The sequence below is a fragment of the Streptomyces sp. NPDC003379 genome (assembly GCF_053589195.1).
Genome location: NZ_JBSFRK010000036.1, coordinates 1 through 16,618, shown reverse-complemented (window position 1 = coordinate 16,618; position 16,618 = coordinate 1). Strand labels below are relative to the sequence as shown.

Below are 16,618 nucleotides of genomic sequence, written 5' to 3'. Positions count from 1 at the left end.
ACCAAAAGTCCTTCTAGTCGCTGTGCTGCGGAAGAGAAACCGTGTGGTAGCGCCTGAGAAAGAAGTGGCGCAGGGCCTCAATTGCCTCATGTGTGTCGAAGAACCCTCGGTCGCGAGCAGCGGAATCGAGAGCCTCCTCAGTGTCATGGCCAGGTAGATGCCAGATCAGTACGAGGTAGTCACGCAGTACTCGTTGCTTGAGGTGGTCGATATGCTTGGTGAAGCTTGAGCGGGCCACGTTCTCATTGAGGGCCAGACACTGTGCGATCTCCCTACGTCTTTCCTCGCGGCTCTTCAGGAGGCGGTTTGCGGTGGTGGGTTCGGTAAGGTCAACGGCGACCTGGGAGGAACGGACGAGGACTCTCAACAACGCCTCGCGTGCCGTTAGGCGGCCTCTTTCCTCTGCGCTCAGCCACGCCATGAAGTCGCCGCTTTTCAGTGTCGTTTCGTCCAGGCCCCAGCCCTGGGCTTGTAGCAGAGCCCGGTTCTCGACGTCGTTCGAAGAGCCGTCGTCGTGTCCGGAGACCGTTCCCAGGACCCAGGCGCGCCAGCGCCTGGGCATGTCCTCATCGAAGAGGCGCTGGAAGTCCAGTTCCGCGGCACAGCTGACGAACTGCTCCTCGACTGCTGCCCCGGAGTAGTGCTGCACCCACTGCTCCAGGTGAACGCTCCTCCACCCCTCAGGCCAACTGGGAGTCAGTGCACTGGCGTCCTGTTCGGAGAGCGCCCTCACGTGGGCAACTGCCTCCACGGCATCGAGGTATTTGAGGTTGGTGAGCTGCGGTTCAGCCGCGACAATCCCTCTTACTTGCTCGACGGCAGCTTCCAGCTCCCTGCCGTACTCATGGGCCTGACGGGCGATTGCCTTCCAGGAGCGGCGTGCGTATGGCAGCCGGCTCCCTAGCACCAGGATCTGAGCAGACTGGTCGGATGTGATCACTCCCCGGTCCTGTGCGAGCCGCAGCGTATGGCGGATGTTGACCAGGGCTTCACTGAGGATGCGCCATTCGGGGGCCTGAGTGTGGACGACTGCCACCTCGTCATCCGCGTCGATGGAACCGCTGCGGTAGCTCTCAAAGATCGATCCACACCCCTGCATGCCATAGGGATGCAGTTCAGCCGCACGAAGCGCCCCCATGCTGGCCGCACCAACCACAGTCACATTCCGAGAGAGTTCGCGAAGGATTTCTTTGTGACGAATGGGTGGGTGATTGTGGTAGAGGCCATCAATGATCAGGACGATGTCGCCATCCGTCAAATTCAGACGCAGCAAATCGCCGTGCTGTATGGGGCCGTGGACAAGCGAATCTTTGAATAGTGAATGGACGGATTCCTGGCCTATGGTGGGCCCGGTGAAAATGTGTGTGGCCATCGTCCGCCTCAACTGTGACTGCCCCGTCGGCGCGTCTCACGCGCGGCGGGATGGCCTGAAAGTTGCTATCCCACTTGGTGCGGAGTACTCCCCTATGCCGACTTAACAAATGGGCAAAGTGGACATGAGTGATCTAGGGGTGTGAACTGTTCATTTACGCGACGAGCATGCAATCACTGGCGTGTTGACAATGTCAAGGGCCTTCGGCATCGCGCGATTTATCACGCTGCGGCGACGTGGCGCAACACTCCTCGCAAGGTATTCATTCAAGCCTAAACGAAAATAAATGGTTGACGCAGCTGTCCGCCGGATATAGCTTGATCATGTTCGCTTGGCCATTTGCGGCCGAGCGTAATGTACGGTTACGCCGTCTGCGTTATCCGGATTCCTTGATTCCGGTACCACGCATCGCGCAACGAGGGGAGGGAAAATCATGATCCACGAGAACGAGGTCACTCCGGCGATCGATCTCTTCGATGAGTCGATTCCGACGAGCATTGCCCACGAGGCTGCTTCCGTGTACGAAGAGGAGTAATCCTCTTCGCAGGCATGCCCAGCCTTTCTGTTTCTCCAGAAAGTGCTGGGCATGCCTGCGCATGTCTATATTCTTTTTCGCTGCCGTGGTGCCGCGCGCGCTGAACGTGCAGCGCTCATTCTTCTGAGAAAGGGATGAACGTGCAGCAACCTCTGGGAGAGTCCGACCTGCAGACCCTCAATGTCCCGGGCCAGTCAGCCGCCCCCGGAGCTGTCCGTCTCCCGGACGGTGCTGACGTTGCAGCCAATCTCGTCAAAGAGCTGGGCGACGTGTGGGGGAAGCGGTCCCTGCACCGCCAGGCCGCAGTGGACACCTCCGTCCTCCTCACCCCGCACGATCTCGACCACCTGATCGACGCGCGTATTCTGCGGGTCTCGAACCTGTGGGTATGTCGGATGGGACAAAACCTCCCGCCCTCGACCTACATGCGAGTAGGGGAACAGACCAAGAAGCGAAGCATGGGCAGCAACGATGACGTGCGCCGCGTGCTGTCCCTGGCCTCAGAGGGCACACCGGACCCTGTCAAGGTCGCCGAGCTCCTCGCCGGTGGCGACTCACTGACGCTCAACCAGGTCGATAGTTATGTGCCGGCCCTGCGCGCGATGTGCCAGCAGTTCGAAAAGGAAACCCACCTCCGGTGCGGTGTCATCCTCTTCGTCACTCCGCCCAGCTCACAGGCATTCAACGTACATGCTGACCCGCACGACATCATCGTGATGCAGACCTATGGCACCAAGTACTGGGAGATCCACCCCACTCTGTGGGAAAAGGAAAACGACCCCACCGCCAAGGTCCGCAAAATCATCATGCACCCCGGGGACATGCTGTACGTCCCCGAAGGCACACCTCACATGGCCAAGACCACGGACGACGGGCTGTCCATCCACCAAACCGTTCAGTTCCGTGTCCCACGCTACGCCTCCCTGGCGAAGGACATCCTCCTCCGCGCCTTCGAAGAACACTGCGACAACGTCGGTATGGGCGGCCCCATCCCCTACCCCCGAGGCAACGAAGCGGAACTCGCACAGCACCTCCAGACCAGCATCAAGGAATTCGCCGCCTCACTGACGGACTCCGACATTTCTGCTCTCCTCGCGGGCCATCTGGAAAAGACCGAGCCGAAGCCCCGCACCCTGGCTTCCGGACGCATCGCCCAGATCGCTGCTGCCGATTCAGTGACCGGCAACACCCCGCTGCGCCTGACCTGGCCACTCAAGATCACCCGTAGCGCAGAGGAAGACAGCGTCCAAGTCCTCTTCGGACGCCGAGGCCTCAAACTGCCGGCACAGGCAGAAACCTATCTGCGTGCCATCAGCCAGACGGACGCCGCTTTCACAGCCGTCGGCCTCACAGGGGACTTGGATGAAACGTCTCGTCTGCTCGTATGCCGCCGGCTGGTCCGTGAAGGCGTGCTGACTCTGACCGACTGAGACCCGCCGCCGTCTCACTCCTCGCGACGCTAATGGCAGGCGGCTAGACGGCGGCAGATTCTCCGCAGCATCACACGCGCCACGAAAGGCAAGCGATGGAAACCGCTCCCGGCCCGAACGAGCCATCCCCCGCGGATGCCATGGGCCGCATGCTCCGAAACTGCTGGAAGGCAGGAGGAACTCGAGGCAAGGTCTTCGAGGTCATCGAGCGGGCAGACGGCTTCGTCGGCGTGTGTGACGCGGCAGACTACTTCTCACCCCATCCGGAATGGCCCGACCGCGAACAACACGTCATCGAGCAGGCGCGAGGAAGAGTCCTGGACGTGGGCTGTGGTGCGGGACGCCATGCGGTCTACCTCGCCGACAACGGATTCGAGGTCACCGGCGTCGACTCTTCCCCTGGAGCCGTGGCAGTCGCCCGCCAGCGCTCGGTCAACGCGGTCCTGGGCAGCGCACAAAAACTCCCCTGCGAGGACGGCGCCTTCGACACCATTCTCGCTTTGGGAGCGAACCTCGGGCTTCTGGGAGGACAGGAACAGGCACGCGTCACGCTGGACGAGTGGGCCCGCGTGGCTGCACCGGGAGCACAGATACTGGCCACCGGCCGCGACCCGTATGTCTCCGCAGACCGGGCCGGCAAGGCCTATCACGAGACGAACCGGCGGGCGGGACGCATGGGTGGACAACTGCGCATCCGCATCCGATACGGCACTCTCGCTGACCCCTACTTCGACTACCTGTACTGCTCACAGGAAGAGCTGCAACTGCTCGTGGATCCGTCACCCTGGGAGGTGCAGGATTTCCGCGAAGGACCGCACGGTGCTTACGGCGTGGTCATGTCCCTCAAATAGTCTGGGAGTACGTGCGCGCCGCCCGCAGCTCCCTTACTGGCTCTAACAAAAGCTGCTGATCATGAAACGTTGGGCCGTTCTGCTCGTAGGTCTGGGTATGGGAAAGCGTCAGTAGCGGCCGTGGATCGTGTCGGATGAACTGTGGTCGCTGATCGAGCCGTTGCTGCCCCTGCCGGCGCCGAAGCTGGTTGAGGGCAGACCGCGGGTGCCGGACCGGCGGGCCCTGTGCGGCATCCTCTTCGTGCTGCACACCGGTATCCAGTGGGAGTACTTGCCCCAGGAGCTGGGCTTTGGCTCGGGAATGACGTGCTGGCGTCGCCTGGCGGCCTGGAACGAGGCCGGCGTCTGGGAACAGCTGCATGTGCTGTTGCTGGAGAAGCTGCGGTCGAAGAACCAACTGGACTGGGAGCGGGCGGTGATCGACTCCTCACAGGTGCGGGCCGCCTGCAGGGGCCCAAAAGCGGGCCCAGCCCGGTCGACCGCGCACGGCCGGGCAGCAAGCACCACCTCATCGTCGACGACCAGGGCATCCCGCTCGCGGTGTCACTGACCGGCGGAAACCGCAACGACGTCACCCAACTGTTGCCGCTGCTCGACAAGATTCCTGCCGTTGCCGGGCTGGTCGGCCGGCCTCGACACCGGCCTGATGCACTACTGGCCGACCGCGGCTACGACCACGACAAGTACCGCCGCCTGCTCTGGCAGCGCGGAATCCGTCCAGTGATCGCCCAGCGAGGCCAGCCACACGGCTCCGGCCTGGGCATCTTCCGCTACGTCGTCGAGCGCACCATCGCCTGGCTCCACGGCTTCCGCCGCCTACGCATCCGCTGGGAACGACGCGACGACATCCACGAAGCATTCCTCAGACTCGCCGTCTGCCTGATCACCCACCGCCACGTTCAACGCCTTTGTTACTGACCTTGTTGGCGTGATGTCGCGGGGGCTGACAGGTCTTGGTTTTCGCAGTAGGCCGGTCATATGAGGTATCCGCAAGGGGGTGGGCTGACCTCGGAGCGACGGGTGTTTCGTGAGCACATCCGGATGCAGGCGGCCGAGTGAGAAGGCGTCTGTGCCCGGGCCGCGCCGGGACCTGGCGATGCACAACGACTGGTGGGTGTCGGGCTGGGAGTACGTCCTGCCCCGCCAGGGCTTCCCGCTGACCATGCTGATCGGGACGGCGTGCCAGCCCGGTTTCACCGGCTCCCTGGACGACCTCCTGCAAGAGATCTTCGACGGCCGCTGGAACATGATCGGCGGCGACCTCGACAGTCCCCTCACCTTCTCCTGGCCCGATGAGGAATGGGACTACGAGGACGCGCCGGAGGGCCGCGAGGCATGCGAGGCGGCCCGCTGGGAGCAGTTCAGCACCCTGCTGACGACAGCCGGCTTCCCGGTGCCCACCACCGTGCGGGACCTGTCCGAGCTCTACCTGACGTGGGGCCTGGCCCGCTGCGAAGAGACACCGGACGGCACCCGATGGTCCATGCCCGCCGTGCTGCCACTGCCCGGCGACCTGCTGCCCCTGGACCCCGAACTCACCCAGCGCCTCGACGGGATCCGCTGGACGATGCGCACCGGCCCGCTCCTGGACACCCTCATCGACCACCTGGTCAACGATCTGGGTGAACCGGCAGAGACCCTCACCTCCCTGGACCGGCTGGCGGCAGCCACGGGCCAGGACGTCGACGACGTCCGGCCCGCTCTCACGGAACTCGTGAAATCCGGCGACGCCCGTGTCCAGCGCGGCGAGGAGCCGGCCGACGCGGAGCGCCTGGAAGCCCACCGCCGCTTCCGCCTGGTCATGGACTGGGAGCACTTCCACAACAACCGCATCCAGGTGAGCCGCGGGTGACCGAAGCCGCGCACGGCACCGCAGGGACCAGCGACACGCGCCTCATCGTGCTCCGAGGCAACAGCGCCTCGGGCAAATCGTCCATCGCAGCCGGCCTGCGCGAGAAGTTCGGCCGCAACCTCGCCATCGTCGCCCAGGACAACCTCCGCCGGATCGTGCTGCGCGAACGCGACCGGCCCGGCGGTGCCAATATCGGCCTGATCGACCTCACCACCCGCTACGCCCTCGACAACGGCTTCCACGTCGTCCTGGAGGGCATCCTGTACGCCGACCGCTACGGCACGATGCTCCAAGACCTGGTGCGCGCCCACGAGGGCGTCACGCGGTGCTACTACCTCCACGTGCCCTTCGAGGAGACAGTGCTCCGGCACGCGACGAAACCAGATGCCGAGTACCGAACGCCGGACCCGACGGCGATCCGCAGGCCCTGTTCGACACGATGATCCGCGCGCAGATCGACATGGTCCGCAGGATGAATGCGATCGAGAAGGAACGAGCCGACGGCTGACCGGCCCTCCACTGATGCAGTGCCACCCACTAACCTCCTGCCGACGCAGTACCAACGTGCGCGCCGGCGGTGTCCCGTTCGAGCGAAGGGCTGAGCTGTGCCCGGCCGACCTGAAATCGTCTGCATCTGCGGCTCCACCCGGTTCGTGGACGAGATGCGTGCGGTGAATCGCGATGTGGCCTTCGCCGGGATCCTTGGACTCGCGCCAAGCGGAGCAGACGAGTTGATCACCGACAAGCAGAAGACGGCTCTGGACGCCCTCCATCTGCGCAAGATCGACCTGGCAGACCGGGTTCTGGTCGTCAAAGCCGTTACTGGTGGCGCGTTCAGCGGCACAACGAGATCTGTCAACGAGCTGTGTAACGGGGCCTGGAACTCATGCAGGGGTGAGGTCCCCGCGTGCCCCTCCAGGGAACTCGCCTGGCAGGGCGTTCTACGAGGCCAAGCCGCAGCGCGAAACAGCGACCGTGGAGTCGGGCAGACACGGACGGCGAGCGGTCACGACGATCATCTCTGCAGTCCGGCCTGCCGCCGACCCACTCCGTTGCCAACGACCCACCGGTCTGGGGGAAGGTCAGCTGTCCTGGTTCGCCCTGCGCCGGCGTCGGCCGGTCAGCACCAACTCGGCTGCCGTGCCGGCAGCGAAGACCAGAGCGGTCGCCGCATAACAGGCCCGGAGCCACGACGGTCGATCAGACTCCGAAAAGGCGAGAAAAGAGAACCATATCACCCCCAGAAGTCCCCCGAGTCGCTGCGCCGTTACCTGCGACCGTGAAGCATTGGTGCGGACCTCTGACATGTTTCCTCCGGCCACTCGATGATCCCGAACCGGCCGCATTCTTACAGCCCCAGAACACCAGAGGGTCCGCCAGGGGGCACGCCGTTCGCTCAAGGGGGCCCGGAAGGTTTCCATCGTTGGGGCGTCATCAGGGTAACGGAAGGTGCTGATTCACCGTCAACCTTACGGGCGATGGCGGAGTGAGGCGCGGAGTCGCAATGTCATTGCGCTGTACAGTTAAATCGCGCCTGTCGTGGGAAGTTTGACCGGCAACCTCAAATCGCGCTCAAGTGCTTCGGCTCGGTTGCGTCCGGTGACTCAGCCCACACCGGCTAGCTCTTGATCTTGCACTGCATCACTGGGGTAACGTGCCCATCGCGTCGCTAGACCATCGACGCCCAGTAAGCCGCAACGGGGATCTGTGCGCACTGACCATGCGCATGCCTAAAGCAAAGCCGTATAAATCCGGCCGCTCGTTGCCGTTATGACGGGGAACCATCAGTTGAACCCTCTGCACGCCCGCGCCGTGTCACAGCGGCCGTTCTTGTCTCTCTTGCTCCCGCCACCTGAAGGGCCGACTGCCACCCCGGCATCAGCACCCTGCAGCACGCCGGAATCCGGCTAGCCGACGCACTGGCGCACGTGCGCCTGCCTTGTCGTGCGGGTCGATCGCTGTCGTTGCCGTCCAGCCGCCTGCCTTTTAGCGCAAGGCGCCGGTCCGTCGTCCCCAAAGGCGCTTCCGTCCTCGCATCGGAATTCCACCGTCATGTGACGCCCCGCCTCAGGGGTGGGTGCTTACATTTCACTGAATGCCGCCACGGGGCTGGCCAGTCGGCTTTGCCTTCCCTGTGGCGTGCCGGGTTTCTGTAGTGGTTGCTGTTGACGGACTCCAGTCGCTTGACCGAACTCCCTGCTGCCCTTTCCGGGTAGGGGTGTTCCGGTATGCCCAAATGCAGGGTTTCGGAATCGGCAGACCTGCTGATGCCGATTTGCATATCGATATCGGCCCTGTATGTTTCTATTCATCACCCACGGCCTGTGGGTGATGAATTTTCCAGTGCACCTGTTGAGGGTGTTTTTTAGTGTTTCCTTGGGGGAAACGATATGAAGCGAACCAAGACCCTGGTTGCAGCCGGCGTTCTTGCTGCCGTTGCCACTGTCGCCGTGTCCACGAGCGCCTCTGCGGACAACTCTGTGGACTCGGCGAAGGAGACCACTGCCGTCGCTTTTAAGGAGGCGGCGCAGGGGCCCGAGAAGAAGTCCGCGACGGTGGCCCAGCGGGGGCTGTGGAAGGAAGTAGCCAAGAAGGCTGCTGCTTCTTTTGCGGGAAGTGCGGCTTATGATGCCGCTAAGGCGCACGTGAAGAAGCAGTACGGTAAAGCTCCCAAGGGCTACTTTGTGCGAGGCGGCGCCGCCGTGTCCGACGGTACGGAATCCGTAGATCTGAACCGCGCCTTCGACTAATCGTTCATCACGTCCATGCGGGGGCTGAAATGCCCCCGCATGGACGTCACTTCACAACGGTAAGGATGAGTGGGAGTGGGAAACAATAACAGCCCCCAGTCTCTGCTGTCCTGGCGCAGATCACGGCGTGTCACTGTCGCGATGGCAGCCATGGCAACCGCTGCTGTATTGCTCTTTCATTTCAGCATGACTGCCCTGTACAACACTCCCTTTAATCCGGTTCAGAAGGATCTCAGTCGAGTGATCACCGGATACATGTCGCCGCAGTTCAGTCAGGACTGGCATCTCTTTGCTCCGGACCCGGTCGACGCGGACTCGGGGATCCTGGTCCGCGCCAAGGTGCGGACCCAGGACGGGCAGGACGTCACCGGCTGGACGGACATCACCACCCCGCACATCGCGAAGGTGCACAGTCAGCGGATGTGGCCGGCCCGGGTCGACCGCCTGCCCACAGGCGTCAAGGCCCAGCTTGAGTCGTGGCGCGACCCTCTCCTGGAGAAGATCCGGAACAAGAACAAGCTTGACCAACCGAAGGGCTCTGCCAAGGGCGGCACAAAAGCGGAAAATCCGCCACTCACCGTGAGCGAGAAGAGCGGGCGCGAGAACGCGACCCGTTTCGCGCAGGCTCTCGCGACCTCGGAGGCGCGGCGCCACTGGGGGGACGCGGTGCAGGGAATACAGATAAGGGTCGTCTCCAATGAGTACCCTCGCTTTTCGGAGCGGCACATCAGGGAGGTCAAAGGGAAGATATCTTACTACGACCTGGACTGGATGAAGCCGCTTAAGGTTTCGGGATAACTATGAATCAGTTGCGCACGGATGCGATCTCTGCCGGAAAATGGGCGCGCTCGGCGTTCTACTCCCGCCTCGATGACTTCACCGGCACACGCCGTTCACTGATCGGTGCAGCCCTCACCCGGATCGTTCTCGGGGCAGTCGGTGTCTATTTCTACCTTCGGGATTACCTCGACCGGGGATATCTGTGGGGGCCGGACGGTGTGTGGCCGTGGCAGAACTTCATTGACCCGGTCTCGGGCAGTTCGCTCTCGCTCTACTCGCTCAGCAGGTCCGAGGTCTGGTTCGAGTTGGTCTTCCATACCGGGGCAGTGGTGGCTGTGCTGTTCATGCTGGGTTGGCGGACCCGCATCATGACGGTTGCGCACTATGTGTTCCTCTGGTCGCTGCAGCAGAGGAATCCGATGCTGATGGACGGCGGGGACAACGTCGCGGCGATCGTCCTCGTTTTCATGATCTTCATTGACTCGGGAGCCCGGCTGTCCCTGGACGCACGCAACCGCAAGGACGGAAAACCGGCGCTCTCCGCTGTTGACTCCATGCGCTACCGGATCGTTTCGCTTCTCCATCACGCCGGACTGATGGCGGTGACCTTGCAGGTCTGCACCGTGTATCTGGTATCGGGCATGTACAAGGTGCAAGGAGAACACTGGCAGGACGGAACTGCCCTCTACTACATCTTGCGTGTCAATGAGTTCGGCTGGCCCGGCGTCAACCACATCCTCTACGAGAACTCAGTACTCGTGGTCCTCATGACCTATGGCACCGTGTTCTTCCAGCTGGCATTCGCGTTCCTGTTGCTCAATCGCACACTGAGGCCTTTCGCTGTCGCCGGAGGCGTCCTGATGCATCTGGGCATCGCCATTCACATGGCAGGGCTCATCACCTTCTCACTGACCATGATCGGAATTGAGCTTCTCATCATGGGAGATGACCACTATCTCCGTATGCGTAAAATAGTCCGGCGATATGCGGCGAAGGACGCTGCTACACCCGCCACTACATCGAAATGAGGGAAAAGGTTTCCGGCTCGGTATGGCGGCGGACCAAGAGGTACTTGGAGTCAAACCGCACAATACGAAGCGTCCTTGTGGGGCTGGGTGTGACGACCGTGGCCGCCACCGCTTGTTTCCTTTACCTCCCTCAGCCAGCCCGCCTGGGGGTTGCTGAAACGGGAGACGCGGAGCTTGGTGCCCGTGTGCGGGAAGCAGTGGGAAACGAGGAGGGTTTCCGTGGGCTTTCCGTCGCTTTCATCGACGGTGAGCGCACCACGTTCGCAGGGCTCGGTAATTCGGGGAACCCCGAGCATCCTTCGGTGGGAAAAGACACCGTCTTTGAGGTGGGATCCATCGGTAAGCCGATGACCGGCATGCTCCTCGCCTCGCTGGCCGACCAGAAGCGAATAGACCTCAGCACACCGCTGGAACGCCTTTTGCCGCGAGACCGGTTCGCCGACCCTGCCCTGGCGTCGGCGACGCTGACGGACCTCCTCACCCACCGGTCCGGTCTCGCCCTGATGCCCACCGGTCTGGACACGAGCCTCAGGGAAGCCGAACTGCGCCTGCTCGGCCGCGATCCCTACCGCGGATTCACCGAGCAGGATCTCTTCACCGCCGCCGCCGACGCGTCGCTCGGCCCACCCGGGACGTACGTGTACTCCAACTTCGGCATGGCCTTGGCCGGGCAGACCGCTGCCCGCCTCACCGGGAAGCCGTACGACAAGCTCCTCAAAGAGGAACTCCTCGACCCGTTGGGCATGGACCACTCCCAGATCGTCCGCAGCGGCGAGGCCATCCCGCCCAACAGCGCCAGCGGGACAAAAGCCACCGGTCCCGCCATGGATCACTGGCGGGCCTCGGGGTTCACGCCAGCCGGTGACCTCTGGTCGACGAGCAACGACCTTGCGATATTCCTGCGCGCGGTCCTGGCCAAAACCGCCCCCGGGGCACGAGCCACTGACCCCCTGCACCCCAGGGGACCGAACGGCGCAGTCGGCCTGGGCTGGAACGTCAGCCGCACACAAGGGCGCAGCCTGGTATGGCACGACGGAGCAACCGGTGGCTTCACCTCATACGTGGGCATGGACCCCGCACACGGGCGCGGGGTGGTCGTCCTGTCGAATACCGACCGCTCGGTGGACGCCGTCGGCAGACGACTACTGGGATTTGACGCGGCAACAGCCGTCCAGGAGCCCCCGGAGTCCAGGAGATTCGCACCCGCGCTCACGGTGGTCTTCAGCCTGTGCGCCGGCCTTCTCGCTCTGTGGACCTCACGGCACCGGGGCCCTGGGCCCGCGTCGTGGATCCGTATGGCGATCGATGTGCTGTTCGGAGCAGGACTACTGGCCCTGGTGTGGCGGCTGGGCTCATGGCTGGTGGTACCGCCGGAAGTATGGGGTCTGGGCGTGTTCATCCTGGCCGGCGGAATCTGGTCGGCCCGGAACCAGGCAGCCCTCCGGGCAGGGAGCGACAAGGCCGCCGGAAGGCCCGGCGGGCGCTGGCCGCTCGTCCGCTTCACAGCTGTACGCGTCGCGCTCCTCATACTCGCCGCCGCGTCGCTGGTCTGACCGAGATTCCCGTCGTGGCGCAGGCGCACGTGACGTGCGCCGCTGATGAAGGAGTGATGCACATGTACCCCACCGGAACGGCGCTCGCCGTGCGCCGCGCTTCTTGGAGCGTCGGCCCGTGACCGACGCCGCGATCGTGGGCACCGGACCCAACGGGCTCGCTGCAGCAGTGACCCTCGCCAGAGCGGGCTTGCGCGTCGAACTGTTCGAGGCCGCCGACACCATCGGAGGCGGCCTGCGCACCACGGCCCTGTTCGACCAGGACGTCGAACACGACATCTGCGCTGCCGTCCATCCCATGGCCGCCGCCTCGCCGTTCTTCCGCCAGTTCGACCTGCCAGCGCACGGGGTGCGGCTGCTGCAACCCGACATGCCCTACGCCCATCCCCTACCCGGCGGCGACGCGGCGGCGGCATGGCGCAGCATCAGCCGCACCGCCGAGCACCTGGGCGCGGACGGTCCCCGCTGGACGCGCCTCATGCAGCCTCTCGTCGACCGCTCCCGCTCCGTGGTCGACCTACTCCTGTCCGACCTGCGCACCCCGCCCCCGGACCTGGTCACCGGGCTGCTCCTGGCCCAGCGGGTCCTGGCGCACGCCACCTCCCGCACCCCCTTCACCACCAGCGCCGCCCGTGCGCTGCTGACGGGAGTGGCGGCACACGCGGTCGGCAGGCTGCCCTCGCTGCCATCCGCCGCAGTCGCCCTGCTCCTTGCCCACACCGCCCACAGCACCGGCTGGCCACTACCGGAAGGCGGCAGCGCCCGCATCGCCGACGCCATGGCCGCCGACATCAAGGCTCACGGCGGGGTCTTTCACCTCGGGCACCGCGTCCGGGACCTGGCCGAACTCGGCGACGTCCCTCTCGTCATGCTGGACATCGCACCCCGGCAGTTCCTCGATCTGGCCGGGCCACGCCTGTCGCCCCGCTACCGGCGCGCGCTGGGTCGCTACCAGTACGGGCCGGGAGCGGCCAAGGCCGACTTCCTCGTGAACGGCCCCGTTCCCTGGGCCAATCCGCTCGTGGGACAGGCGGGCACGGTCCACCTCAGCGGCACCCGAGCCGACACTCTGCGCCAGGAGAATGCCACGGTGGCCGGGCACCGCGTCCCCGACCCGTTCGTCCTCGTCGTCGATCCAGCCGTCACCGACCCCTCCCGGGCCTCGGGCACCAAGCGCCCAGTCTGGGCCTACGCCCATGTCCCGCACGGCGACCCTCGCGACCCGGTCGACCTGATCCGCCGGCGCATCGAGGAGTACGCACCCGGCTTCACCGACACAATCGTCGCCGCCCGCGGTGTCTCCGCCGCCCAGTACGCCCAGTACAACGCGAACTACGTCGGCGGGGATATCGCCGCAGGCGCCCTGACCTTGCGCCAGTCACTGGCCCGGCCCACCGCGCGCTGGGACCCGTACACCACACCGCTGCCAGGCGTGTACCTCTGCTCGGCGTCCACCCCGCCCGGTCCGTCCGTGCACGGCATGTGCGGCAATCTCGCCGCCCGCTCCGCACTCCGCCGCCACCACGGCGTCCGGACGGCGCCCTCCCTGGCACCTGACGGGAAGGCAGTCTGATCCAGATGAGCCTTCGGTGAGAGTGGAACGCACGGCCCCGCCCGCGGACGCGGGCTTCCGCACCAGAGGCGTGGCGTGCGGCGCCGACGACCTCATCGCCGCCACCAGCGCTGCCTCGGCCAGTGGTTGCTGTGGAACTGGCTGCGGGTTGACGCCAGTTGGAGCGGACCCGGACGGACTGGTCGCCCGCGGTGGAGTGCCAGCGACCCGGACCACTCCCCCCGTACCGAGGTCGCTGGTGGCGTGGCTGCTGTGGGCCGCCACGGCTGGACCACCTCACCGAACCCCTCCGGTCCCGGCCGCCCCATAGCCGCAAGGGGTAGGCGGCCCAAGCCCAGGGCCTGCACACACTCCAGTGCGATGCCGCTACTCCGGGCCAACTGCGTCGCACGGGAGAGCGTGCAGGCCCTGGGGCACGATGCCGCTAGCCCCCGGGGTTCCGTAACCAGCGCCTCCACTCCGCGATCGGAAACGTCCCGCCACACGAACACGAGACCAACTACTACGCTCAGCACCAGCCCCAACCGGCGGCTGGAGTCAACGCATAGAGCCTCCACCGATCCCGGGGCGGTTCAATGCAGGTGGTGCGGAAGGCGCTGTCGGCCCAGAGCGTGTGCAGCCGGGGAAAGCGGGCGTGGGCGGTGTCGAGCAGGCGCAGGCCGATTGCACTGTCGGAGGCATCGGCGGCCAGCACGAGGAGGGTCAGCAGCAGGCCGGTCGTGTCGGTGATGGCACCACGTTTGCGGCCGACGATCCGCTTGCCGACGTCCGTGCCCTGGCCGCTCAGGGGCACGTTGGCGGAGGTCTTCACGCTCTGGGTGTCGATCGCGCCGGCGCTGGGCTGGCCGTCGCGGCCGTCGGCCTCACGGGCCAGGCGGTGCAGCAGGCCGTGCAGGCGGTCGATGACACCGTCGGTCTGCCAGAGCGCGAAGTAGCCATAGACCGTCTGCCAGGGCGGGAAGTCGTGGGGCAGATAGCGCCACTGAGCGCCGGTGCGGTCCAGGTAGAGCAGGGCGTTGAAGATCTCGCGCAGGTCATGCAGGGCGGGCGGAGCGATGTCCAGCGCGCGGCGGTGGCGCGCGGCCCGCCAGTTCTCCAGCGTTGGGCCGATCAGCGCCCAGCGTTCGTCCGAAAGGTCGGTGGGATAAGGCGGTCGCGGTGTCATGGTGTAGGCGTACCGCGGCCGCCGGACGGCGACCAGACCGTCCGGGTGGGTCGGCAGCCCCGGGGACATCGCAGGATGAGACAGGCTGGGATGCATGAGACCGGCATTTGGGGCGGCCCAGGGGCCTCTTCAGCCGAGCGGCGCACTACACGACTCGGCATTCACGGGAGTAGTAACGAACACACAGCCCATTCCCTCGCAATGTCAGACCAAACACCCACTAAGACCAGATGGCTCGTTCCGTGTCCCAGGTTTGCTCGACGAGAGCGCCCTCACGGACAGCGTGCAGCCACCAACTCCCCTCACGCCACACAAGTCGCGGGGCGGGCGATTCTGCCAGTTCGGGAACCGGCCCATCGTGGATCTGTTGCAGTTGCGCGATGGCCTCAGCAGGCGTGTCCACTCCGAGCACAACGCTCCACCCGTTGTCCGTAGTGAGGCGGATGGAGGCCCGCGGTTCTTCGCGGGGGCCCGGCCCTGTCGCTGTTCGCCGCAGGAATCGTTGGACTGCTGCGCGGGTGGTCTCGTCGATCGCCCCAGCGAGGCGGGTCCCGAAGTGCGTCGCCACGGCCTGCAGGAACGGTGTCGCAGCCAACGCCACGCTGATGACCACGACACTGTCGCCCTGGGTTTGTACAGTTCCTTCGGCGGGGGGTTTCGGCCGGTGCGCGTCGTCGCCTTCTGTGATCGTGGCTTCGGCCTCGCTTTGCACGCCATCCGCGTCGTCCCGCTTCATCCCTTCACCATGGCACGCGAAGCCAGCACCGGGGGTGTGATGCGGCTATCCCCCGAGCATGGTCGAACCTCTCGCGGACCGCACTCGCGACCTGTACGCCTCCGCCGAGGAACGGCTGCTGCGCATCATCGCGCCCCACCTCGCCGTGCAGCAGCTCAGGCGCGCCGTACAGGGCGTCGTCGAAAAGATGGCGAGGCGAGTCAGCTCGAATGACGGAACGGATACCGTCCCGCGTAGGCCGTCGGATGGGTCGTGGGGGCGCGATATCGTGGAGTCCTGTTATCTGCGGTTTTTGTGATCTGGCAGGAGTGACCACGTGCCCGAGGACCCCATCGCCCACAGTGAGCTCGCTGCCCTGACCCGGCGTTTCGAAGAGGTCGCAGAGAAGCACGACCGTGAGTTCGGGATCATCAAGTCTGACCTCACCGCGGTGCGCCTTCAGGTCGGCAACCTGGATCAGAAGGTCGAGACGCTCAGCAACAAGATCGACCAGAACCAGGCGCAGATCGTCGAGCTGCTGACCCGGCTCGTGGGACAGCGCCCCGACGCCGGCTGACCGCCTCAAGGCCCCGCTGCCGGGTCCTCGCTTGTACGTGACGGTGGCCCCGACCAGACCTCTGGCCGGGGCCACCGGTGTGTCCGGGGTCAGGTGCTGGCGCGCAGGTGTTCCTGGCGGGCCTGGACCAGGCCGCGCCATGCGGAGCGGACGTCGGGCTCGCTGGTGAGCCAGCGGGTGGCAGAGGGTTCTGGCAGGGGCAGGGCGGCCATGAAGTGGGCGATGTCGGCGTAGTAGGCGTAGTCGCCGCCGCGGGTGAGAGTGCGCAGCCGGCAGAGCGCGGCGCTGATCTTGTTGTGGTCGTCCTGGACGGCGTGGTGGAAGCACAGGGCCAGTTCCAGTGCGGCTTCCGCGGCTGTCAGGCCGGCGTCGCTGATCTCGGTGCGCAGGAGGCGTACGGGCTCGAGGCTGCTGAGTGCCCCCGCGTCCCGGATGAC

At 65.1% G+C, this 16,618-nt stretch carries 13 protein-coding genes and 3 pseudogenes; 12 read left to right on the top strand and 4 right to left on the bottom strand.

Going from position 1 to position 16,618, the window contains the following annotated elements; genetic code table 11:
* Positions 1 to 13 precede the first annotated feature (13 nt).
* Positions 14 to 1,372 carry a TfuA-like protein gene (locus tag ACWDVB_RS29255; protein WP_451517605.1) on the bottom strand — a complete coding sequence of 453 codons (1,359 nt, stop codon included), beginning with the start codon at positions 1,370 to 1,372 and terminating at the stop codon, positions 14 to 16.
* A gap of 669 nt (positions 1,373 to 2,041) precedes the next feature.
* Here ACWDVB_RS29255 and ACWDVB_RS29250 point away from each other — a divergent pair.
* The 10 genes and pseudogenes from ACWDVB_RS29250 to ACWDVB_RS29205 all read left to right on the top strand — a co-directional run bounded on the left by ACWDVB_RS29250 (position 2,042) and on the right by ACWDVB_RS29205 (position 13,724).
* Positions 2,042 to 3,337, top strand: a complete 1,296-nt coding sequence (locus ACWDVB_RS29250) for a JmjC domain-containing protein (protein ID WP_451517606.1) — start codon at positions 2,042 to 2,044, stop codon at positions 3,335 to 3,337.
* A gap of 95 nt (positions 3,338 to 3,432) precedes the next feature.
* Positions 3,433 to 4,188: a class I SAM-dependent methyltransferase gene (locus ACWDVB_RS29245; RefSeq protein WP_451517607.1), complete on the top strand. Its 756-nt coding sequence runs from the start codon at positions 3,433 to 3,435 to the stop codon at positions 4,186 to 4,188.
* 127 nt (positions 4,189 to 4,315) lie between these two features.
* Positions 4,316 to 5,106: pseudogene (locus tag ACWDVB_RS29240) on the top strand (IS5 family transposase).
* Positions 5,107 to 5,257: 151 nt separating this feature from the next.
* Positions 5,258 to 6,040 carry a DUF6042 family protein gene (locus ACWDVB_RS29235; RefSeq protein WP_451517608.1) on the top strand — a complete coding sequence of 261 codons (783 nt, stop codon included), beginning with the start codon at positions 5,258 to 5,260 and terminating at the stop codon, positions 6,038 to 6,040.
* Positions 6,037 to 6,435 (top strand): annotated as a pseudogene (locus ACWDVB_RS29230) (kinase); the annotation flags it as partial. The gene ACWDVB_RS29235 and the pseudogene ACWDVB_RS29230, both read left to right, overlap by 4 nt.
* A 1,995-nt stretch (positions 6,436 to 8,430) precedes the next feature.
* Entirely contained in the window at positions 8,431 to 8,790 is a 360-nt protein-coding gene (locus ACWDVB_RS29225; protein WP_451517609.1) for a hypothetical protein, read from the top strand.
* A gap of 141 nt (positions 8,791 to 8,931) precedes the next feature.
* Positions 8,932 to 9,588: a DUF5819 family protein gene (locus ACWDVB_RS29220; RefSeq protein WP_451517610.1), complete on the top strand. Its 657-nt coding sequence runs from the start codon at positions 8,932 to 8,934 to the stop codon at positions 9,586 to 9,588.
* A 2-nt stretch (positions 9,589 to 9,590) separates the two neighbouring features.
* Positions 9,591 to 10,598: an HTTM domain-containing protein gene (locus tag ACWDVB_RS29215; RefSeq protein ID WP_451517611.1), complete on the top strand. Its 1,008-nt coding sequence runs from the start codon at positions 9,591 to 9,593 to the stop codon at positions 10,596 to 10,598.
* Complete coding sequence (locus ACWDVB_RS29210; protein ID WP_451517612.1) at positions 10,595 to 12,151, top strand: serine hydrolase domain-containing protein; 1,557 nt, start codon at positions 10,595 to 10,597, stop codon at positions 12,149 to 12,151. The genes ACWDVB_RS29215 and ACWDVB_RS29210 overlap by 4 nt, the downstream gene beginning before the upstream one ends.
* Positions 12,152 to 12,269: 118 nt before the next feature.
* Complete coding sequence (locus tag ACWDVB_RS29205; protein WP_451517613.1) at positions 12,270 to 13,724, top strand: phytoene desaturase family protein; 1,455 nt, start codon at positions 12,270 to 12,272, stop codon at positions 13,722 to 13,724.
* A 508-nt stretch (positions 13,725 to 14,232) separates the two neighbouring features.
* Here ACWDVB_RS29205 and ACWDVB_RS29200 read toward each other — a convergent pair.
* A complete protein-coding gene (locus ACWDVB_RS29200; RefSeq protein ID WP_451517614.1) occupies positions 14,233 to 14,889 on the bottom strand; it encodes an IS5 family transposase in 657 nt (218 codons plus the stop codon).
* Positions 14,890 to 15,109: 220 nt separating this feature from the next.
* Positions 15,110 to 15,625 (bottom strand): hypothetical protein, encoded by a 516-nt coding sequence (locus ACWDVB_RS29195; RefSeq protein WP_451517615.1) that lies wholly within the window; start codon positions 15,623 to 15,625, stop codon positions 15,110 to 15,112.
* Positions 15,626 to 15,683: 58 nt separating this feature from the next.
* On the opposite strand from ACWDVB_RS29195, the gene ACWDVB_RS29190 reads away from it, so the two are divergent.
* The gene (locus tag ACWDVB_RS29190) at positions 15,684 to 15,923 is read left to right on the top strand and encodes a hypothetical protein (protein WP_451517616.1); all 240 of its coding nucleotides are present in this window, start codon (positions 15,684 to 15,686) and stop codon (positions 15,921 to 15,923) included.
* An 18-nt stretch (positions 15,924 to 15,941) separates the two neighbouring features.
* Positions 15,942 to 16,181: a hypothetical protein gene (locus ACWDVB_RS29185; protein ID WP_451517617.1), complete on the top strand. Its 240-nt coding sequence runs from the start codon at positions 15,942 to 15,944 to the stop codon at positions 16,179 to 16,181.
* An 89-nt stretch (positions 16,182 to 16,270) separates the two neighbouring features.
* On the opposite strand, the pseudogene ACWDVB_RS29180 reads toward ACWDVB_RS29185, so the two are convergent.
* Positions 16,271 to 16,618 (bottom strand): annotated as a pseudogene (locus ACWDVB_RS29180) (ATP/GTP-binding protein); the annotation flags it as partial.